Below are 19,635 nucleotides of genomic sequence, written 5' to 3'. Positions count from 1 at the left end.
ACCGAGATCTACACTAGATCGCTCGTCGGCAGCGTCAGATGTGTATAAGAGACAGGGGGGTGGGTGGTGAGGGTGGCGGTATGGATGCGGAGGGTGCTTGGCGGGCGGGGCAGTTGAGGCGGGTGGCGGTCGCGGCGTTGATCGGGACGGCGATCGAGTTCTACGACTTCTTCATTTACGGGACGGCGGCCGCGCTCGTGTTCGAGGTGGTGTTCTTTCCCGGCTTGGGTGCGGTGGGGGCGTTGTTGGCGGCGTTCTCGGTGTACGCGGTGGCGTTTCTGGCCCGGCCGTTGGGGGCGGTGGTGTTCGGGCACTTCGGGGACCGGGTGGGGCGGAAGGCGACGTTGGTGGTGTCGCTGCTGTTGATGGGGCTGGCGACGGCGGCGGTGGGGTTGTTGCCGGGGTTCGCGGCGTGGGGGTGGTGGGCGCCGGTGGTGTTGGTGGTGCTGCGGGTGTGCCAGGGCATCGGGTTGGGCGGGGAGTGGGGTGGGGCGGCGTTGCTGATCGCGGAGAACGCGCCGGCCGCCCGGCGGGGGCGGTACGGAGGTTTCCTGCAGTTGGGGCCGACGATCGGGTTCGTGTTGGCGAACGGGGTGTTCCTGGCGCTCCAACTCGGTTTGGACGAGCGGGCGTTCCGTGAGTGGGGGTGGCGGGTGCCGTTCCTGGCCTCGTTCGCGTTGGTTGCGGTCGGGCTGTTCGTGCGGCTGCGGATCGAGGAGTCCCCGCTGTTCCGGGCGGTGGAGCGCGGGGAGTCCCCGGAGCACCCGGAGCACCCGGAGCACCCGGAGCACCGGGAGCGGCCGCCGGTGCTGGAGGTGGTGCGGGAGCACTGGCGGCCGGTGTTGGCGGGTGGCGGCGCGATCACGGTGGGGTACGCGTTGTTCTACCTGACCACGACGTACGCCCTGGCGTACGCGACGTCGGGGCTGGGGGTGGCGAGCACGCTGGTGCTGGCGATGCTGTTGGTGGGCGCGGTGGGGATGGCCGGGACGGTGTGGCTGAGCGCCTCGCGCAGTGACCGGTGGGGGCGGCGGCGGACGTTGCAGTGGGCGACGGGCCTCGCCGCCGGCTGGGCGTTGGTGCTGTTCCCGTTGCTGGAGACGGTGAGCCGGCCGCTGATGTTCGTCGCGCTGGCGGGGGCGATGGTGGTGCTGGGCTGCATGTTCGGGCCGGTGGCGGCGTTCCTGCCGGAGTTGTTTCCGACCCGGGTGCGCTACACGGGCGCGGCGCTGACGTACAACCTGGGCGGTGTGATCGGCGGTGCGATGACGCCGTTGGTGGCGACGCGGCTGACGGAGGCGTACGGGACGGCGCAGCCGGTGGGCTTCTACCTGGCGGGGCTGGGTGTGCTGGCCTTGGGGTGCTTGCGGCTGTTGCCGGAGACCACCGGTGCCGAGTTGGGGGCGGTGGACGCCGGACGCCGCCGGGCGCCCTTGTTGGGGGCGGATCCGGCGGCGTAGGCGCAGGGAAAGTCGGTCGGCCGGGGTCAGACGGCCGGGCCGGTCGGCCTGGGTCAGCCGGCCAGGGCGGCGCGGCCGGCGAGGACGACGGCGGTGTGCGCGGCGACGCGGGCGCCCAGGTGCTCGGCGGTCGCGATGTCGGCCTTGTGGACGGCCTCGGGGCCGGCGTCGGCCGGGCTGGAGGCGGCGGCGCCGTTGGAGAAGCCGAGGCGGTTGGGGTCGTTCTCGGAGGCGGTGGTGGCGTTCCATCCGGGCTTGAGGCCGAGGTTGACCCAGTACATGCCGTGCTGGGCGGCGAGGGTCTGGAAGAAGCCGAGGGTGCCGGCCTTGTCGCCGCTCTTGGAGGCGGAGTTGGTGAAGCCGGCGGAGACCTTGTCCTTCCAGGCGTCGGCGAACCAGCGCTTGCTGGTGGCCTCGGCGAAGACGTGGAAGGCGCCGGAAGCGGTGCCCATGTAGGTGGGGGAGCCGAAGATGATCGCGTCGGCGGCGTCCAGCTGCGCCCACTGCTCCTCGGTGATGGTGTCGACGGCGATCGTGACGACCTCGGCGCCGGCGTCGGCGGCGCCGCGGGCGACGGCCTCGGCGATCACGGCGGTGTGGCCGTAGCCGGAGTGGTAGGCGAGGGCGACGGTCGGACGGATGGCGGTCATGCGGCACTCCAGGGGACGGGCGTGGGCCGGCGTGGGCCGGCCCGAAGGCGTGGGGACGGACAAAGGGGCAGCACGGGGCCGGACGGGCGCAGTGGGTACTGCGGCGGCCCCGGTCCGTCTGGCGGTCTCCAATATAGACCAAGTCTCCATCGGTTACCAAGGGTGGATTGGAGACCGAACGGCTACCCTGGATGGCATGACGACGGAGGAAGCGGCCCGGGCCCGGAGCGGACAGTGCGCGGAGCAGGGGGCGGGGGAGGGGCAGGAGCGCGATGTGTTCGCCCCGCGCTGCCCCAGCCGCGAGGTGTTCGCGGAGCTGGTCGACAAGTGGTCGATGCTGATCCTGATGACCCTCTCCTCCTGCGGCCCGCAGCGCTTCTCCGAACTCCAGCGCGCAGTCGGCGGGGTCAGCCGCAAGATGCTCACTCAGTCCCTGCGCAACCTGGAGCGCAGCGGCCTGGTGCGCCGTACGGTCTTCCCGGAGACGCCGCCGCGGGTGGTCTACGACCTGCTGCCGCTGGGCCGCGAACTGGCCGAGCTGGTCGAGCCGCTCGGCCGGTGGACGGAGCGTCGCGCCGAGCAGATGATGGCGGCCCGCGAGGAGTTCGACGCGGCGCACGCCGAGGGCTGAGGTCGAGGCCGCGGGCGGGCCGGGGCCGATTTCCCTTCCGGCCCCACGGCCGTGTAATGTCTTCCTTGTTCGACCGGCCCGGTGAAAATCCGGCAAGCCCCTATAGCTCAGTCGGTAGAGCGTCTCCATGGTAAGGAGAAGGTCTGCGGTTCGATTCCGCATGGGGGCTCAACTGGAAGACCCCCGCCTCAGGGCGGGGGTCTTTCGTGTTTCCATCGACAGTCGATGCGCCACGGCCTAGCGGGTCGGGTACGGAATGCGCTGTGATGGGGCGTCATCGGCCGCCCGCCCGTGGGGTGCGGGCGGGAGCCGGACCCCGACCGGGAGGGCGTCATGGGCGTTCGACTCGTGGTGGTGGACGACCACCGGCTGCTGGCCGAGGCGCTGGCCACCGCGCTCCAACTGCGCGGCCACCGGGTGCTCGCGGTCGGCTGCCCGGCCGCCGTCGCCGCCGATCTGGTGGTCGGGCGGCGGCCCGAGGTGTGCCTGCTGGGCGTGGCCGCGCCGGCCGAGGCGGGCGCCTTCGACGGGCTGCGCCGGATCCGCCGGGAGCGACCCGAGGTGGCCGTGATCGTGCTCGGGCCGGTGGGCGAACTGCGCGGTGTGGCAGCGGCGTTCGCGGCCGGAGCGGCGGGCTACGTGCCCAGCGACGAGCGGATCGAGGTGGTCGAGCGGGCCATCGGCCGGGCCAGGGCGGGCGAGGCCGCCGTCGCGGTGGACATCCTGGCCGGGGCCTTCGACCAACTGCTGCGCCCGGCGGCCGAACCGGACGACGAGGCGGTCCGGCTGCTGCGGCTGCTGACCCGCCGTGAGGTGCAGGTGCTCGGCCGGATCGCGGACGGCGAGGACACCGCGGCGATCGCCGCCGGGATGCGGATCGCGGCCAGCACGGCCCGGACGCACGTTCAGCGGGTGCTGATGAAACTGGGCGCGCGGACCCGCTTGGAGGCGGCCGCGGTGGCGGCGCGCACCGGCCTGCTGGAGCGGATGTCCGGCGGCTGAGGACTTGGTGAAAAGCCTGCGAGCGACCGCCCGTGTGGTCCGGAGCACTCGGTGGGATTGGGAGAATGGCCCGAGTCGTACGCATTCCGTCGATGGCCCCGCCGTCCGCGCGACCATCGCCCGCTGGAGGTCTCAACATGAGTAAGTACCTGGTCACGGGTGGCGCCGGCTACGTCGGCAGCGTGGTGGCCGCGCACCTGCTGGAGGCGGGGCACCAGGTGACGGTCCTGGACGACCTCTCGACCGGCTTCCGCGAGGGAGTGCCGGCCGGCGCCGAGTTCGTCGAGGGCCGGATCCAGGAGACCGGCAGCGTGCTGGACGGCTCCTTCGACGGCGTGCTGCACTTCGCCGCGTCCTCGCAGGTCGGCGAGTCGGTCACGGACCCGGAGAAGTACTGGCGCAACAACGTGGCCGGCTCGCTGGAGCTGGTCAGCGCGATGCGCGCGGCGGGCGTGCGCAAGCTCGTGTTCTCCTCCACCGCCGCCACCTACGGCGAGCCGGAGGCCGTGCCGATCGCCGAGACCGCCCGCACCGCGCCGACCAACACCTACGGCGCCACCAAGCTCGCCGTGGACCACCTGATCACCAGCGAGGCCGTCGCCCACGGCCTGGCCGCCGTCTCGCTGCGCTACTTCAACGTGGCCGGCGCGTACGGTGCGTACGGGGAGCGGCACGACCCCGAGTCGCACCTGATCCCGCTGGTCTTCCAGGCCGCGCTCGGTCAGCGCCCGCACATCGCGGTGTACGGCGACGACTACCCGACCCCGGACGGCACCTGCATCCGCGACTACATCCACGTCGCGGACCTGGCCGAGGCCCACCTGCTGGCCCTGGACGCCGCCAAGCCGGGCGAGCACCTGATCTGCAACCTGGGCAACGGCAGCGGCTTCTCGGTGCGCGAGGTGATCGAGTCGGTCAAGCGCGTCACCGGCCGGGAGATCCCGGTGCAGGTCGCGGGCCGCCGGGCCGGCGACCCGGCGGTGCTGGTGGCCTCGGCCGCCCGCGCCCACGAGGCGCTGGGCTGGACCCCGCGCCGTCCGAGCCTGGACGACATCGTCGCCGACGCCTGGAAGTTCACCCTGGAGAAGAACGGCCGGTAGGCCGACGGGCTCGGCCGATGGCCGCCGCGGGCGCCGCATCCGGGCCGTACCGGAGCCGGTTCCCGCGGCGACCGGACGCCGCCCGGCGCCGCCCGGTGACGCAAGTCCTGTCACCCACGCACCTTCTGACGAAACTTCACCAAATCGCCACGAGGGCGATTCCCGACCCGTACGCTGAGTGCGGTACCGGTGGGGGCCGGCGCTCTTCGGTCTTACCGACCACCGGTGGGCGGGCGGAGCGGCGGGTCCGGAACGCGGATGCCGGGCCGCTTTCCCCGCTCCCGGGCTCGGGCGGTCTGAGCAGGGGGAGGGACGATGGGGCGGATTCGCGTCCTGGTGGTCGACGGTCACCGGATCTTCGCCGAGGCACTGGCCGCGGCGCTGGCCGCCGAGCCGGACGTGGAGGTGGGCGCGGCGGGCAGCGCGGCCGCCGCCGAGCGGGTGCTGGAGCGTGCCGCCGTCGAGGGCCGGGCCTACGACGTGGCGCTGATCGACGCCGACCTCGGGGCCGAGGCCCCCGGCGCGCTCGGCCCGCCGGCCGTCCGCAGACGGCCCGGTACGGACGCCGCCGAGGAGGTCCGGCGCCGGCCGGCCCCGCCCGTACCGCAGCCGCGCCGCTCGGCCGTACCGCTCGGGGCGCCGCCCCCGGTGTCGGCCGCGGTGCCCGGCACCCGCCCGCCGGTCGAACAGCTCAGGGCGGACCAGCTCCGGGCCGACCAGCTCAGACCGGCGCCGTCGCCCGACGGCATCACCCTGCTGGCCCGGCTCCGCCGCGCCCACCCCGGGCTGCGCGCCGTCGTCCTGGCCACCGTCGACGACCCGCACCGTGCCGCCCGCGCCCTGCACGCCGGCGCCACCGGCTGGGTGGCGAAGGAGAGTTCGCTGGCCCGGCTGCTCGCGGTGGTCCGCGGGGTGCTGCGCGACGAGACGCACCTGCCGCCCGCGCTGCTCACCGGGGTGATCCGCGAGCTCACCACCGCCCGGCGGGACCGCACCGAGAGCGAGCGGCTGGTGGACACCCTCACCCCGCGGGAGAAGCAGATCCTGCGCTGCATGGTCGCGGGCCTGGGCCGGCAGGCCGTCGCGGAGCGGCTCTACCTGTCCCCGCACACCGTCCGGACGCACATGCAGAACGTGCTCGGCAAGTTGGGGGTGCACTCCACGCTGGCCGCCGTCGCGGTCGCCCGCCGGGCCGGGGTCAGCCCCGCCGAGCCGGCTGCGCCGCCGCCGTCGGTGGCGGCCACCGTCGAGCGGCCGTGAGGACCGGCCGGCCGAGACTCGGTCCGGGATGTCGGCTCGGCCCAGGGTGTCGGCTCGGCCGGGGGCGTCGGATCAGCCCGGGATGTTGTCGAACGGGGCGACCAGCTGCCGCAGCAGCGCGGCGAGTTCGGTCTGCTGGCCGGAGGTGAGCTGGGCGAGCAGTTCGCGCTCGTGCGCGAGCAGCCCGGCGAGCGCCTGGTCGGCGCGGTCGCGGCCGTCGTCGGTGAGCCGGACCAGCACGCCGCGCCGGTCGTCCGGGTCGGGCAGGCGCTTGACCAGGCCCTTGCCGGTGAGCCGGTCGATCCGGTTGGTCATGGTGCCGGAGGTGACCAGGGTCTGGGTGAGCAGTTGGCCGGGGGAGAGCTGGTAGGGGGTGCCGGCCCGCCGCAGGGCGGTCAGGACGTCGAACTCCCAGGGCTCCAGGCCGTGCTCGGCGAAGGCGGTGCGGCGGGCGCGGTCCAGGTGCCGGGCGAGCCGGCTGACCCGGCTGAGCACCTCCAGCGGCTCCACGTCGAGGTCGGGGCGCTCCCGGCGCCATGCTGCGACCAGCCTGTCGACCTCGTCCTCCATGACGATCAGTGTATCGGTGGATGTGTCGATGTGAAGTCTCTTGACATCGAGAAATGTGCGAGCGACGCTACACCGAGATATCTTGATGTCGAGATACCTGCGAGGTGAACCATGACCACCACCGTCTGGGACCCGGCGCAGTACCTGCGCTTCGCCGACGAACGCACCCGCCCGCTGCGCGACCTGCTCGCCCGCGTGCCCGACCTCCCGCACCGGGGCGGGGAGCGGATCCTCGACATCGGCTGCGGCCCCGGCAACTCCACCGCCGTCCTGCGCGAACGCTGGCCGGACGCCCGCATCACCGGCGTCGACAACTCCGCCCCGATGCTCGCCACGGCCCGCGCCGAGGGCGAACCGAGCGCCGACTACCTGCTCGCCGACGCCCGCGACTACGACCCCGCCCCGGACCGGCCCGACCTGATCGTCTCCAACGCCACCCTGCAGTGGATCGACGGCCACCTCGACCTCGTCCCGCGCTGGGCCGCCGCCCTGCGCCCCGGCGGAGCCGTCGCCTTCCAGGTCCCCGGCAACTTCGACGCCCCCAGCCACACCCTGCTGGCCGAGCTGCGCCGCAGCCCCCGCTGGCGCGGCCTGCTCGGCGAGGATTCCGTCCGCGCCGGCGTCCACTCGCCCGAGCGCTACCTCGACGCCCTGGCCGCCGCCGACTGCCTCCCGGACGTCTGGGAGACCACCTACCGCACCCTGCTGCCGGGGCCGGACCCGGTCCTGGAGTGGGTCAAGGGCACCGCGCTGCGCCCCGTCCTGGGCCTGCTCGCCGACCCGGCCGAGCGGGCCGCCTTCCTCGCCGAGTACGGGCGGCTGCTGCGCGAGGCCTACCCGGCCGGGCCGTACGGGACGGTCTTCCCGTTCCGGCGGATCTTCGCGGTGGGGGTCAGGCGCTAGCCGGTCGGAGCTTGCGCCGGCCGCCGGCCTCGCGGGCGCCGGTCGGCCGCGCGGGCGCCGGTCAGCCCTTGCGGTCGCCGACCAGCCTGGGGTGCCGCTCCAGGCCCTCCAGCCCGTGCCAGGCGAGGTTCACCAGGTGCGCCGCCACCGTCGCCTTGTCCGGCTTGCGCACCTCCAGCCACCACTGCCCGGTCAGCGCGACCATGCCGACCAGCATCTGCGAGTACATCGGGGCCAGCCGGGCGTCGAAGCCCCGGGACTTGAACTCCAGGCCCAGGATGTCCTCCACCTGCGTCGCGATGTCGCTGATCAGCGAGGCGAAGGTGCCGGTCGACTGGGCCACCGGCGAGTCCCGGACCAGGATCCGGAAGCCGTCCGTCGAGGTGTCGATGTAGTCCATCAGCGCGAAGGCGGCCTGCTCCAGCAGCTCGCGCGAGTGCCCGCCGGTCAGCGCCCCGGTCACCATGTCCAGCAGCAGCTGCATCTCGCGGTCCACCACCACCGCGTACAGCCCCTCCTTGCCGCCGAAGTGCTCGTAGACGACGGGCTTCGAGACCCCGGCGCGCTCGGCGATCTCCTCCACCGAGGTGCCGTCGTAGCCGCGCTCCGCGAAGACCGTCCGGCCGATCTCCAGCAGCTGCTCGCGCCGCTGCTTGCCGGTCATCCGGACCCGGCCGCCGCGGCGGCGCGGGGCGGGGGCGGCGCTCCGGTCCGCACCCGCCTCGGCGGCCGCGCCCGCCGGTGCAGCGGCCCGCGGACGGGCCGGCGCCGTAGCGGGCGCCGCGTCCGTCCGCGTGCTGTGGTGACCGCCTGTGCTGTCTGCGCTGCTCCCGTTCACCCCTACATCATGCTGGAAGCGCCGCCTCATGCGGCGCGGCGGGCGGCGATCCGCTGCGCGTCCGGCCAGCGGACGTCCCGGACCCAGCCGGCCAGCTCGAACCAGCGGATCAGCCGGGCCGAGGAGTCGACCTGTCCGCGCAGCACCCCGTGCCGGGCGGCGGTCGGGTCGGCGTGGTGCAGGTTGTGCCAGGACTCCCCGCAGGAGAGCACCGCGAGCCACCAGACGTTGCCGGAGCGGTCGCGGGAGCGGAACGGGCGTCGGCCGACGGCGTGGCAGATCGAGTTGATCGACCAGGTGACGTGGTGCAGCAGGGCCACCCGGACCAGCGAACCCCAGAAGAAGGCGGACAGCGCGCCCGCCCAGGAGAGCGTCACCAGGCCGCCGATCAGCGGGGGCAGCAGCAGCGAGATCGTGGTCCAGAGCCAGAACAGCCGGGAGATCCGCCTTATGGCCGGGTCGCGGACGAGGTCCGGGGCGTAGGTGAGCTGCGGGGTCTGCTCCTCGTCGAACAGCCAGCCCAGGTGCGCCCAGAACAGGCCCTTCAGCAGCGCCGGGACGCTCTCCCCGTAGCGCCAGGGCGAGTGCGGGTCGCCCTCCTTGTCACTGAACCGGTGGTGCTTGCGGTGGTCGGCCACCCACCGCACCAGCGGGCCCTCGACCGCGAGGCTCCCGGCGATCGCCAGCGCGAGGCGCACCGGGCGGTTGGCCTTGAAGGCGCCGTGGGTGAAGTAGCGGTGGTAGCCGACGGTGACACCGTGGCAGGTGAGGAAGTACATGGCGACGGCGATCGCGAGGTCCGTCCACCCGAGCCCCCAGCCCCAGGCCACCGGTACGGCGGCCAGCAGCGCGGTGAAGGGCACGAGGATGAACAGCCCGAGCGCGATCCGCTCGGCCGGGCCCTGCTTCTCCCCGCCACGGGTGGCGGACAGCTGCGTGGCGGCGGTGTGGGGGTCGGGGTCGGAAGACGGAGTGGGGGACGCGGCAGTCCCCGCGCGCGCCTCACCTGCGTGCATGGTCATGGGCGTCCCTTTGCGGCGTCCCGGTCACGGGAGAGAAGCGGAGCCTACGTCGGCGTAACCTACGGCATCGTAGGTTGCGCTCCGTGTCCAGGGGAACACTCCGCCGCGCGGCGCTTGAGTGAATTCACCCGACTGGATGGATGAACCTCGACCCCGCGGAGTATCGGCCGGGGCGGGCGGATCCGGCGGCGGATCCGGCGGCGGAACCGAGTGCGGATCGGGGCGCTGATCGGAGCGGGAGCGGCGGCCGCGGATCGGCGCAAGGCGATACCCACGGCAGGGTCGACTCGGGTAGGGTCTGACACGACTGTCCGCCGTGGTGTAATGGCAGCACAGGGCCCTTTGGAGGCCTTTGTCTGGGTTCGAATCCTAGCGGCGGAGCCTCTGCACGCCTCTGATTCGGGCGTCTTCCATCGCGCCGGTATTGTCGGTGCCGCTCGGCGGACTGTGCGACTGGCGACCGGCGTGGGTCCGGGCCGGGCCTGCTCTGCCCTCTCCGTGAACCTACCGAGGAGCCTCCCCGCATGGGTGCCAATTCGCTTGCCGCCGTTGTCGTGCTCGCCGCCGGTGGCGGGACCCGGATGAAGTCGAACAAGCTGCCCAAGGTGCTGCACGAGGTGTGCGGACGGTCGTTGGTGGGTCACGCGGTCTCGGCGGCCCGGGAGCTGACCCCGGAGCAGCTCGTCGTGGTCGTCGGGCACCAGCGCGAGCAGGTGCAGGAGCACCTGGCGGCGCACTACCCGGCGGTGCGTACGGCCGTGCAGGAGGAGCAGAACGGCACCGGTCACGCGGTGCGCACCGCGCTGGAGGCGCTGACCGCGGACGGCGTGGTGCTGGACGGCACCGTGATCGTCACCGCCGGCGACTCCCCGCTGCTGACCGGGGCGACCCTGCGCCGGCTGGCGGACGCGCACGAGGCCCAGCAGAACGGCGTCACCGTGCTGACCGCCGTCGTCCCCGAGCCCTTCGGCTACGGCCGGATCCTGCGGGACGAGGACGGCACGGTCGCCTCGATCGTCGAGGAGCGGGACGCCACCGACACCCAGCGCGCGATCGCCGAGATCAACTCGGGCGTCTTCGCCTTCGACGCCAAGCTGCTGGTCGAGGCGCTGGCCGAGCTCACCACGGACAACTCGCAGGGCGAGGAGTACCTGACCGACACCCTGGAGATCCTGCGCACGGCGGGCCACCGTGTGGGTGCCGTGGTCGCCGAGGACCACCGGGACATCCTGGGCATCAACGACCGGGTCCAGCTGGCGCAGGCCCGCCGGCTGCTGAACGACCGCCTGCTGGAGCGGGCGATGCGCGCGGGCGTCACCGTGGTGGACCCGGCGACCACCTGGTTCGACGTGCAGGTGACCTACGAGCCGGACGCCGTGGTGCTCCCCAACACCCAGCTGCAGGGCGCCACCCACCTGGCCGAGGGCTGTGAGGTCGGCCCGAACTCGACCCTGAAGGACACCCTGGTCGGTGTCGGCGCCCGTGTGAGCAACACCACGGCCGACCGCGCCGAGGTGGGCGAGCTGGCCAGCGTCGGCCCCTACGCCTACCTGCGGCCGGGCGCGAAGCTGGCCCGCAAGTCGAAGGTCGGCACCTACGTCGAGGTGAAGAACTCCGAGCTGGGCGAGGGCGCCAAGGTGCCGCACCTGTCGTACATCGGTGACGCCACGATCGGCGAGGGCAGCAACATCGGCGCGGCCTCGGTCACCGTGAACTACGACGGCGTGAACAAGCACCGCACCGTCATCGGCGCACACTGCCGCACCGGCTCGGACAACATGTTCATCGCCCCGGTCACCGTCGGCGACGGCGCCTACACCGGCGCGGGCTCGGTCATCACCGCCGACGTCCCGGCGGGCGCACTGGGCGTGAACCGCGCACAGCAGCGCAACATCGAGGGCTGGGTCGAGCGCAAGCGCCCCGGGACGACGTCCGCGCAGGCCGCGAAGGCGGCGACGGACGGGGCCGGGCAGGCCTGACGGGGCGGGCGGGGACCGAGGGACGGTCCCGGGGCGGACGGTTTCTGCGCGGGCGCGTAACCTTGGGGACATACGTGCGCCACTGGGCTTACCGCCCGTGTCCAGGCGTACCGACATTCCCCCGACCCCGTACTGCGCGTGGGCCCCGCCTGCCCGCACCGGGTCGAGGGTTCAGCGTCCGCAACGCGAGGAGACGGTGCAGTGAGCGGGATCACGACGTCGGGTGAGAAGAAGCTCAAGCTCTTCTCCGGCCGTGCCCACCCGGAACTGGCGAGGGAGGTGGCCGAGGCGCTCGGGACCGAGCTGGTCCCCACCAAGGCCCTGGACTTCGCCAACGGCGAGATCTACGTCCGCTTCCTGGACTCCGCGCGCGGCGCGGACTGCTTCGTGATGCAGAGCCACACGGCTCCCATCAACCAGTGGATCATGGAGCAGCTGATCATGATCGATGCTCTGAAGCGGGCCTCCGCCAAGAGCATCACCGCGATCCTGCCGTTCTACGGCTACGCCCGCCAGGACAAGAAGCACCTCGGCCGCGAGCCCATCTCGGCCCGCCTGGTCGCCGACCTGCTGCGCCAGGCCGGCGCCGACCGCCTGATGGCCGTGGACCTGCACACCGCGCAGATCCAGGGCTTCTTCGACGGCCCGGTGGACCACCTGTTCGCGCTGCCGATGCTGGCCGACTACGTGGGCGAGCGGGTCGACCGCTCCAAGCTGACGATCGTCTCGCCGGACGCCGGCCGGGTGAAGGTGGCCGACCAGTGGTGCGACCGCCTGGACGCGCCGCTGGCGATCATCCACAAGCGTCGCGACATGAGCCAGGCCAACACGATCCTGTCGGCCGAGGTCGTCGGTGACGTCAAGGACCGGGTCTGCGTCCTGGTCGACGACATGATCGACACCGCCGGCACGATCTGCGCCGCCGCCGACGCGCTGTTCGAGAACGGCGCCGCGGACGTCCTGGTCGCCGCCACCCACGGGGTGCTCTCCGGCCCGGCCGCGGACCGGCTGAAGAACTCCCGGGTCAGCGAGTTCGTGTTCACCAACACGCTGCCCACCCCGGCCCAGCTCCAGCTGGACAAGATCACCACGCTGTCCATCGCCCCGTCGATCGCCGCCGCGATCCGCGAGGTCTTCGAGGAGGGTTCGGTCACGAGCCTCTTCGAGGGCGTGCACTGACGAAGGCCCGCGCAGGCGGCCCCGGCCCGAACGGGCCGGGGCCGCCGCCGATTTCGCGGGAGGGCACAGGTGCGGTTAGACTCGTGAGACTGCTCGGCGAGGGATGCCGTGTGCCTGCTCGACGGGCACTCGCTCCGTGATCGACGCGCTGCCGGTGCCGGATTCCCGTCCGCCGGCAGGCCGTTGCCGCCGAGTGACCCCCGAACGTACTGAGGGTGTGGTCCCGGCGGTTTTTCGCGTTGCCTGCACCCCCGCGCCATCTTCCACGAGGAGTGCAGTCGTGTCCGAGATCCGCCTTGCCGCTGAGACCCGTTCCGAGTTCGGCAAGGGTGCCGCCCGTCGCGCCCGCCGCGCCGGCTTCGTCCCCGGTGTCGTCTACGGCCACGGCCACGCCCCGGTTCACCTGAACCTGCCCGGCCACGACCTGATGATGGCCCTCAAGACCCCGAACGCCCTGCTGGTCGTCCCGATCGAGGGCAAGGACGAGTACGTGCTGCCCAAGGCCGTCCAGCGCGAGGCCATCAAGCGCACCATCGAGCACGTCGACCTGCTGCTGGTCAAGCGCGGCGAGAAGGTCACCGTCGAGATCCCGGTCCACACCGAGGGCGAGCTGGCCCCGGGCGGCAACCTGCTGGAGCACGTCCTCAACGCGCTGCCGATCGAGGCCGAGGCCACCCACCTGCCCGAGTCCGTCACCGTCTCGGTCGAGGGCCTGGAGGCCGGCGCCTCCATCCACGCCAAGGACATCGCCCTGCCGGCCGGCGTCACCCTGGCCGTCGAGGCCGACGCCGTCGTGCTGCAGGTCATCGGCGCCCAGGCCGCTCCGGCCGAGGAGGAGGCCGCCGAGGCCGAGGGCACCGAGGCCTGAGCCTCGCCCCGCTAGCCGAGACCGCTGCCCCGGTCGCTCCCGCTGGAGCGGCCGGGGCAGCGGTGTGTCCGGGATGATGACGACGAGCGCGAAGGCGAGGAGTGAGAGCGCAATGGCGGACGAGTACGAGGGCCCCTGGCTGGTGGTGGGGCTGGGCAACCCGGGCGAGCAGTACGCCCGGAACCGGCACAACATCGGGTTCATGGTGGTGGACCTGCTGGCGCAGCGGATGGGCGCCAAGTTCAAGGCGCACAAGAGCCGGGCGCAGGTGGCCGAGGGACGGCTGGCGGGCAAGCGGGTGGTGCTGGCCAAGCCGATGTCCTTCATGAACCTCTCCGGCGGGCCGGTGACGGCGCTGCGCGACTTCTACAAGGTGCCGGCCGCCGCACTGATCGCGGTCCACGACGAACTGGACATCGACTACGCGGCGCTGCGGCTGAAGCTGGGCGGCGGGGACAACGGCCACAACGGGCTGAAGTCGATCACCAAGTCGCTGGGCCCGGAGTACCACCGGGTGCGCTGCGGGATCGGCCGGCCGCCGGGCCGGATGGAGGTCGCGGACTTCGTGCTGAAGGACTTCTCCTCGACCGAGCGCAAGGAGCTGGAGTGGTTCGTGGACCGCTCGGCGGACGCGGTGGAGGCGCTGCTGTCCGAGGGGCTGGAGCGGGCGCAGGGCACGTACAACTCCTGAGCGTCCGTCAAGACGGCGCGCCGGGTACGCAACAGTCGTACAACGCTTGGCGGGCCGGACCTGAATCCGTGTGAGAAGCCCGTACGGGATCGGATAGCGTCGGCGCGGTACGCGAACGAGTCCTGGGGAGTTCTCGATGCGGGGTTTGGGTCCGGTCCGCCGGCTGCGGCGGATCCGGGTGGTTCGGCTGAGGCAGCTCGGACGGCGGGTCGGTACGGCCGGTGCGCTGGGGGCGGCCGGGATGCTGCTGTCGGGCGGTGCCTTGGCGCACGCGGACCCGGTGGCGGAGCCTGATCCGGCGGTCTCCCCGGAGCCGGCCGCGGCGCAGTTCAGCCCGGTGCTCGGCGAGTCGATGGGCCCCGACGCGGGGCTGCTGGCGGTCGGCGGCGGCCTGGTGGTGGCGGCCGGCGGCGCGGCGCTGTGGCTGAAGCGCAGGCGCGCGGGCGAGCCGGGCGCGTAACGACGGGCCTTCGGGGGCCGGTGTCCACGGACGTGGACGCCGGCCCCTTCGTCGTCCCCCGGTCAGCCGGTGTTGCGCAGGCCGGCGGCGATGCCGTTGACGGTCAGCAGCAGCGCGCGGGCGCGCAGCGGGTCGTCGTGCCGGCCGGCCGAGACCTCCTCGCGCTGGCGGCGCAGCAGCGCGACCTGGAGGTAGGAGATCGGGTCGAGGTAGGCGTCGCGGACGGCGAAGGTCTGCTTCAGCACCGGGTTGTGCTCCAGCAGTTCGCCCTCGCCGGTGAGCCGGAGCACCTCGCGCAGGGTGAGGGCGTGCTCGTCCTTGATCTGGTCGAAGACGTGGCGCAGCTCGCCGGGCACCAGCTGCTCGACGTAGTGGCGGGCGATCCGCAGGTCGGTCTTGGCCAGCGTCATGGCGACGTTGGACAGGAAGTTGCGGAAGAAGTGCCACTCGCCGTACATCTCGTCCAGCACGTCGCCCAGGCCCGCCGCGCGGGCGGCGGCGAGGCCGGAGCCGACGCCGTACCAGCCGGGGACGATCTGGCGGGACTGGGTCCAGCCGAAGACCCACGGGATGGCCCGCAGGCCGTCCAGGCCGGCGCCGGAGTCGGGGCGGCGGGACGGGCGGGAGCCCAGGTGCAGCGAGGCGAGCTGGTCGACCGGGGTGGAGGCGAAGAAGTACTTCGGCAGGTCCTCCTGCTCGACCAGGCCGCGGTAGGCGGTGTGGGCGGCCTCGGAGACCTGGTCCATCGCGGCGTCCCAGCGGGCCAGTTCCTCGGGGGCCTGGCGCGGGGCGGTGTGCAGCGCGGAGGCGGAGAGGGTGGCGGAGATGGTCAGCTCCAGGTTCTCCCGGGCGAGGGAGGGGAGCAGGTACTTGTCGGAGATGACCTCGCCCTGCTCGGTGACCTTGATCTCGCCCTCCAGGGTGCCCCACGGCTGGGCCAGGATGGCCTCGTGCGAGGGGCCGCCGCCGCGGCCGACGGTGCCGCCGCGGCCGTGGAACAGGCGCAGCCGGATGCCGTAGCGGTGGGCGACGTCGCGCAGTCGGCGCTGGGCGCGGTGGATCTCCCACTGGGAGGTGGTGATGCCGCCGAACTTGGAGGAGTCCGAGTAGCCGAGCATGACCTCCTGGATGTCGCCGCGCAGCGAGACGAGCAGCCGGTAGGAGGGGTCGGAGAGCATCTCGTCCAGGATGCGGTCGGCCTGCTGGAGCTCGTCGGTGGTCTCCAGCAGCGGCACGATGCCGATCTTGGCGATGCCGCCGTGCAGGTCGATCAGGCCGGCCTCGCGGGCCAGCACGGTGGCGGCGAAGACGTCGTCGGCGCCCTGGCACATCGAGATGATGTAGCTCTCGACGATCTCGTCGCCGAAGCGCTCGAAGCCCTCGCGGATGGTGTTGAAGACGCCGAGGGTCTTGGTGCCGGCCTCGTCCAGCGGGGCCGGGGTGGGGGCGAGCGGGCGGCGCGAGCGGAGCTCCTTGGCGAGCAGCTTCTGCCGGTACTCGCGGGGCATGTCGGCGTAGCGCCAGGCCTCCTCGCCGAGGCGGTCGAAGAGCTGGCCGAGGGCGTGGTGGTGGGCTTCGGCGTGCTCGCGCACGTCCATGGTGGCGAGTTGGAGGCCGAAGGCCTCGACGGTGCGGATGGCACGGGCGAGGCGGCCGTCGGCGATCAGCTCGCCGCGGTGGGCGCGCAGGGACTCCTGGATCATCCGCAGGTCGGCGATGAGTTCGCGGGTGCCGAGGTAGTCGCGGCCCTCGATGTGCGGGGTGCCGCCGGCCAGGCGCTCGCGGGTGTTCTCCAGCTTGAGCCGGATGCAGGTGGCCTTGAGGCGGTAGGGCTCCTCGGCGTTCATCCGCTTGTAGCGCGGGCTGAGTTCGGGGAGCAGGTGCAGGTCGGTGTTGAGCGAGGCGAGCAGTTCGACCGAGGCGCCGGCCAGCCGCTCGGAGGTGGAGAGGGTGCCGCGCAGGTCGTCGATGGCGGCCAGCGCGTCCTTGATGCCGTACTCGTGCTGGAGGTTGAGGACGTCCCAGGTGACCTGCGGGGTGACGTTGGGGTTGCCGTCGCGGTCGCCGCCGATCCAGGTGCCGAAGGTGAGCGGGCGGACGCCGTCGGGCAGGCTGAGGCCGACCCGGGCCAGCTCCTCGTGCAGCTCCTCCAGGACCTCGGGGACGGCCTCGCGGTAGAGCTCGTCCAGGTAGTAGACGGCGTTGCGGGCCTCGTCGGTGGGCTCGGGGCGGGCGATGCGCAGCTCGTCGGTCTGCCAGAGCAGGTCGATGACCTCGGCGAGGCGGCGGTCGGCGGAGCGCTTGGCGCTGCTGGTGCGCGCCGGGCCGGCGGCGGCGAGGCCGGAGCTGAGCTCCTCGCGGTGGATGCGGTCGAGGAGTTCGCCGATCCGGCGCAGCTTGTTGAGGACGCTGCGGCGGGCGGCCTCGGTGGGGTGGGCGGTGAAGACCGGGCGGACCGCGAGGTGGGCCAGGGTGTCCTGGAGGTGCTTGGGGTCGGCCTCGGCGAGCTCGTCGGCGGTCTGCGCGAGCAGCGAGCCCTCCCGGGCGCGGCGGGTGGCGAACTCGCGGCCGCGGTGCACCTGCTCGGTGACGTTGGCGAGGTGGAAGTAGGTGGAGAACGCGCGGACCAGCTTGGCGGCGGTGTCCAGGTCGATGTCGGAGAGGAGTTCGGCGGTGGCCTCGCCGTCGGTGCGGCTGAGCAGGCGGACCTGTTCGACCAGGCCCAGCAGCTGGGGGCCCTCCTGGCGGACCAGCGTCTCGCCGAGCAGGTCGCCGAGGCGGCGGATGTCCGCGCGCAGGGCTGCGTTGTCGGCGATGGGGCTGTCCGCCGGGGTGGGGACCGGAGCGGTCACGGCTGGCTCCCTGTGGTGGTGGGGTTCGGCAACGGCTCATCGTCACAGGTCCACCCGCGTGTGGCGGTTGTGACGCGTGCGGACCGCGCTGTCCGACGCCATCAGCATAGGTGTCAGGGCGTGCGGTGTCCGCGAGGTGGCCGGATGGCGGACAGAGCTGCCGAGAAGCCGATGTGGTCTGGACCACTTGGCGTGCCCGGGAGGTGTGCCGGACAATCCCGGTGGGGAGGGGTGGGGGTTGCCGCATAGTCTGTCGGACATGAGCAAGTCGCCTGGGGAGCGCGCGCAGGACCGGTCGTTCTGGTGGTGGAAGCGGCCGCGAAGCGCCTTCCTGGACATCGGGCTGGCCCTGGTCGCCGCGCTGGAGTGCGCGATCAACACGATCACCTTCCTGTCCCCACGGGTCGACCTGACCACCGCGGGCAAGGCCGGGATCGCGCTCCTCGGCGCGCTGGCCGGCGGCTCGCTGGTGCTGCGCCGGCGCTGGCCGGCCGTACCCGTGCTGGTCACCCTGGTCGCGATGCCCGGGATGCTCGGGGTGCTGCTGCTCGTGGTGGCGCTGTACACGCTGGCCGAGACCTGGGAGTGGCCCACCCGGCGCTGGCGGGTGGTGGCGCTGTCCGCGCTGGCGTTCGCCGAGGCCGTCGCCGTGATGATGGTGTCGATGCTGACCCCCGGCGACCCCGGGGTGGAGCAGCCGCCGCTGTGGGGCCAGGTCCTGATAGCCGTGCTGGTCGCGGTCGGGCTGACCGTCCCGCCGGTGGTGACCGGTCTGTACGTGGGCGCGCGGCGGCGGCTGATCGAGTCGCTCAAGGACCGCGCGCACGGCCTGGAGACCGAGCTGGACCTGCTGGCCGAGCAGGCGCAGGAGCGCGCCCGCCGGGCCCGGCTGGAGGAGCGCACCCGGATCGCCCGGGAGATGCACGACGTGGTGGCGCACCGGGTGTCGCTGATGGTGGTGCACGCCGGGGCGCTGGAGCGGATAGCCGCCAAGGACCCGGAGAAGGCCGCGCAGAGCGCCAAGCTGATGGGCGAGGTGGGCCGGCAGGCGCTGAACGAGCTGCGCGAGATCCTCGGCGTGCTGCGGATGGACGACGAGCGGCCGCAGGAGCCGGACTCGCTGGCCGCGCTGCCGCGGCTGGTCGACCAGTCCCGGGCGGCCGGGATGGCGGTGACGCTGACGGTCAGCGGCAGCCGGCAGGAGTTCACCGGCGAGGCGGAACAGACCGCCTACCGGGTCGTCCAGGAGGGCCTCACCAACGCGCACAAGCACGCGGGCGGCGCACAGGTGTCCGTGCTGCTGGCGTACGCGCCGAACGGGGTGCGGGTGAGCGTGGTGAACGCCTGCCCGGGCGGGGAGCGGGGGGCGGCGAAGCTGCCCAGCGGCGGCAACGGGCTGGTCGGGATGCGGGAGCGGGTGGTCGCGCTGGGCGGCACCTTCTCGTCCGGGCCGGAGGCGGACGGCGGGTTCCGGGTCGAGGCGGTGCTGCCGTCCCGGCTGGCGGTACGGGCCGAGCGGCTGCAGTAGCCGCCGGCCGTCCTCCTCGGGTGCCGTTCCGGCACTCCGTCAGTATCCCGACAGCACCTGACCTGTCAGTACCTGTCAGTACCCGTCAGTGCTCGTCCGCGGTGCGCAGCCGCTCCGGGGCGGTGCCCAGCACCAGGGCGGTGATCGCCTGGTCGATGCCGTGGCCGAGGAACCACTCGCCGGTGTGGTCCAGGCTGTAGACCCGGCCCTCCTCGTCGACGGCCAGCAGCGCCTGCCCGTACGCCTCCTCGCCGAGCGGGGCCAGCTTGGTGCCCAGCGCCCGGCCGAGGTCGAGCAGGGTGCGCGGCTGGTGCAGGCCGCACAGCGGGTCGATCAGGAACGGGGTGCGGGCGAGCTGGCGGCCCGGGCCCGACAGGTCGAAGGCGAGGCCGCCGAACTCGGCCCAGGCCTCCACGGCCGCCGGGAACACCGCGTGGCCCACACCGGTGGGCGCGCCGAACCCGACCAGGGTGTCGGCCCACTCCTCGGCCTGCCGGATCTGCCAGCGGCCGGGGTGCCAGCCGGCCGCCTTGAGCTCGGCGGCCACGTCGGCGGGGAAGCGCGGGCGGGTCCGGGTGCCGGTGGCACCGCCGGCGGCGGACAGGGTCTGTCTCTTATACACATCTCCGAGCCCACGAGACA

At 73.0% G+C, this 19,635-nt stretch carries 18 protein-coding genes and 2 tRNA genes; 14 read left to right on the top strand and 6 right to left on the bottom strand.

Annotated elements, in window-relative coordinates; genetic code table 11:
• Window positions 1–122 precede the first annotated feature (122 nt).
• A complete protein-coding gene (locus OP86_RS29270) occupies window positions 123–1,460 on the top strand; it encodes an MFS transporter (RefSeq protein ID WP_324604104.1) in 1,338 nt (445 codons plus the stop codon).
• A 53-nt stretch (window positions 1,461–1,513) separates the two neighbouring features.
• Here OP86_RS29270 and OP86_RS29265 read toward each other — a convergent pair whose 3' ends face one another.
• A complete protein-coding gene (locus tag OP86_RS29265) occupies window positions 1,514–2,110 on the bottom strand; it encodes a flavodoxin family protein (protein ID WP_030059857.1) in 597 nt (198 codons plus the stop codon).
• Between the two features lie 196 nt (window positions 2,111–2,306).
• Here OP86_RS29265 and OP86_RS29260 point away from each other — a divergent pair, with 196 nt between their 5' ends.
• The 5 genes from OP86_RS29260 to OP86_RS29240 all read left to right on the top strand — a co-directional run bounded on the left by OP86_RS29260 (window position 2,307) and on the right by OP86_RS29240 (window position 6,103).
• A complete protein-coding gene (locus OP86_RS29260) occupies window positions 2,307–2,741 on the top strand; it encodes a winged helix-turn-helix transcriptional regulator (protein WP_078589328.1) in 435 nt (144 codons plus the stop codon).
• 96 nt (window positions 2,742–2,837) lie between these two features.
• Window positions 2,838–2,910 (top strand) — tRNA-Thr (locus tag OP86_RS29255).
• A 164-nt stretch (window positions 2,911–3,074) separates the two neighbouring features.
• Window positions 3,075–3,743 carry a LuxR C-terminal-related transcriptional regulator gene (locus OP86_RS29250; protein ID WP_030259960.1) on the top strand — a complete coding sequence of 223 codons (669 nt, stop codon included), beginning with the start codon at window positions 3,075–3,077 and terminating at the stop codon, window positions 3,741–3,743.
• A 137-nt stretch (window positions 3,744–3,880) separates the two neighbouring features.
• Window positions 3,881–4,843 (top strand): UDP-glucose 4-epimerase GalE, encoded by a 963-nt coding sequence (gene galE / locus OP86_RS29245; RefSeq protein ID WP_030059861.1) that lies wholly within the window; start codon window positions 3,881–3,883, stop codon window positions 4,841–4,843.
• Between the two features lie 315 nt (window positions 4,844–5,158).
• Window positions 5,159–6,103, top strand: coding sequence for a LuxR C-terminal-related transcriptional regulator (locus OP86_RS29240; protein ID WP_030259958.1), 945 nt, complete (start codon window positions 5,159–5,161; stop codon window positions 6,101–6,103).
• A gap of 72 nt (window positions 6,104–6,175) precedes the next feature.
• Here the strand turns inward: OP86_RS29240 and OP86_RS29235 are convergent, their stop codons facing one another.
• Entirely contained in the window at window positions 6,176–6,673 is a 498-nt protein-coding gene (locus OP86_RS29235; protein ID WP_030059863.1) for a MarR family winged helix-turn-helix transcriptional regulator, read from the bottom strand.
• A 111-nt stretch (window positions 6,674–6,784) separates the two neighbouring features.
• On the opposite strand from OP86_RS29235, the gene OP86_RS29230 reads away from it, so the two are divergent.
• A complete protein-coding gene (locus OP86_RS29230) occupies window positions 6,785–7,576 on the top strand; it encodes a methyltransferase domain-containing protein (protein ID WP_030059864.1) in 792 nt (263 codons plus the stop codon).
• 61 nt (window positions 7,577–7,637) lie between these two features.
• Here the strand turns inward: OP86_RS29230 and OP86_RS29225 are convergent, their stop codons facing one another.
• A complete protein-coding gene (locus OP86_RS29225; RefSeq protein ID WP_030259955.1) occupies window positions 7,638–8,240 on the bottom strand; it encodes a TetR/AcrR family transcriptional regulator in 603 nt (200 codons plus the stop codon).
• A gap of 200 nt (window positions 8,241–8,440) precedes the next feature.
• On the bottom strand, window positions 8,441–9,436 hold the full coding sequence (locus OP86_RS29220; RefSeq protein WP_030059866.1) for an acyl-CoA desaturase: 996 nt from the start codon (window positions 9,434–9,436) through the stop codon (window positions 8,441–8,443).
• Window positions 9,437–9,746: 310 nt separating this feature from the next.
• Here OP86_RS29220 and OP86_RS29215 point away from each other — a divergent pair.
• The 6 genes from OP86_RS29215 to OP86_RS29190 all read left to right on the top strand — a co-directional run bounded on the left by OP86_RS29215 (window position 9,747) and on the right by OP86_RS29190 (window position 14,613).
• Window positions 9,747–9,817, top strand: a tRNA-Gln gene (locus OP86_RS29215).
• Between the two features lie 143 nt (window positions 9,818–9,960).
• Entirely contained in the window at window positions 9,961–11,415 is a 1,455-nt protein-coding gene (gene glmU, locus OP86_RS29210) for a bifunctional UDP-N-acetylglucosamine diphosphorylase/glucosamine-1-phosphate N-acetyltransferase GlmU (RefSeq protein WP_030059867.1), read from the top strand.
• Window positions 11,416–11,616: 201 nt separating this feature from the next.
• The gene (locus OP86_RS29205; RefSeq protein ID WP_030059868.1) at window positions 11,617–12,594 is read left to right on the top strand and encodes a ribose-phosphate diphosphokinase; all 978 of its coding nucleotides are present in this window, start codon (window positions 11,617–11,619) and stop codon (window positions 12,592–12,594) included.
• Window positions 12,595–12,874: 280 nt separating this feature from the next.
• Entirely contained in the window at window positions 12,875–13,462 is a 588-nt protein-coding gene (locus OP86_RS29200) for a 50S ribosomal protein L25/general stress protein Ctc (protein ID WP_030059869.1), read from the top strand.
• A 112-nt stretch (window positions 13,463–13,574) separates the two neighbouring features.
• Window positions 13,575–14,153: an aminoacyl-tRNA hydrolase gene (gene pth / locus OP86_RS29195; protein ID WP_030059870.1), complete on the top strand. Its 579-nt coding sequence runs from the start codon at window positions 13,575–13,577 to the stop codon at window positions 14,151–14,153.
• Between the two features lie 136 nt (window positions 14,154–14,289).
• A complete protein-coding gene (locus OP86_RS29190; protein ID WP_157849871.1) occupies window positions 14,290–14,613 on the top strand; it encodes a hypothetical protein in 324 nt (107 codons plus the stop codon).
• Window positions 14,614–14,675: 62 nt separating this feature from the next.
• Here the strand turns inward: OP86_RS29190 and ppc are convergent, their stop codons facing one another.
• Window positions 14,676–17,465, bottom strand: a complete 2,790-nt coding sequence (ppc, locus tag OP86_RS29185; protein ID WP_030059872.1) for a phosphoenolpyruvate carboxylase — start codon at window positions 17,463–17,465, stop codon at window positions 14,676–14,678.
• Window positions 17,466–17,724: 259 nt separating this feature from the next.
• Between ppc and OP86_RS29180 the strand changes: the two genes are divergently transcribed.
• The gene (locus OP86_RS29180; protein WP_030059873.1) at window positions 17,725–18,993 is read left to right on the top strand and encodes a sensor histidine kinase; all 1,269 of its coding nucleotides are present in this window, start codon (window positions 17,725–17,727) and stop codon (window positions 18,991–18,993) included.
• 85 nt (window positions 18,994–19,078) lie between these two features.
• Here the strand turns inward: OP86_RS29180 and OP86_RS29175 are convergent, their stop codons facing one another.
• Window positions 19,079–19,615, bottom strand: a complete 537-nt coding sequence (locus OP86_RS29175) for an SUKH-3 domain-containing protein (protein WP_033333880.1) — start codon at window positions 19,613–19,615, stop codon at window positions 19,079–19,081.
• Between the last annotated feature and the right edge of the window lie 20 nt (window positions 19,616–19,635).

This window comes from Streptomyces novaecaesareae, from assembly GCF_000716875.1.
Taxonomy (GTDB): Bacteria; Actinomycetota; Actinomycetes; order Streptomycetales; family Streptomycetaceae; genus Kitasatospora; species Kitasatospora novaecaesareae.
Note: the sequence above shows the minus strand (reverse complement) of the source record. Positions and strands in the feature narration are given on the sequence as shown.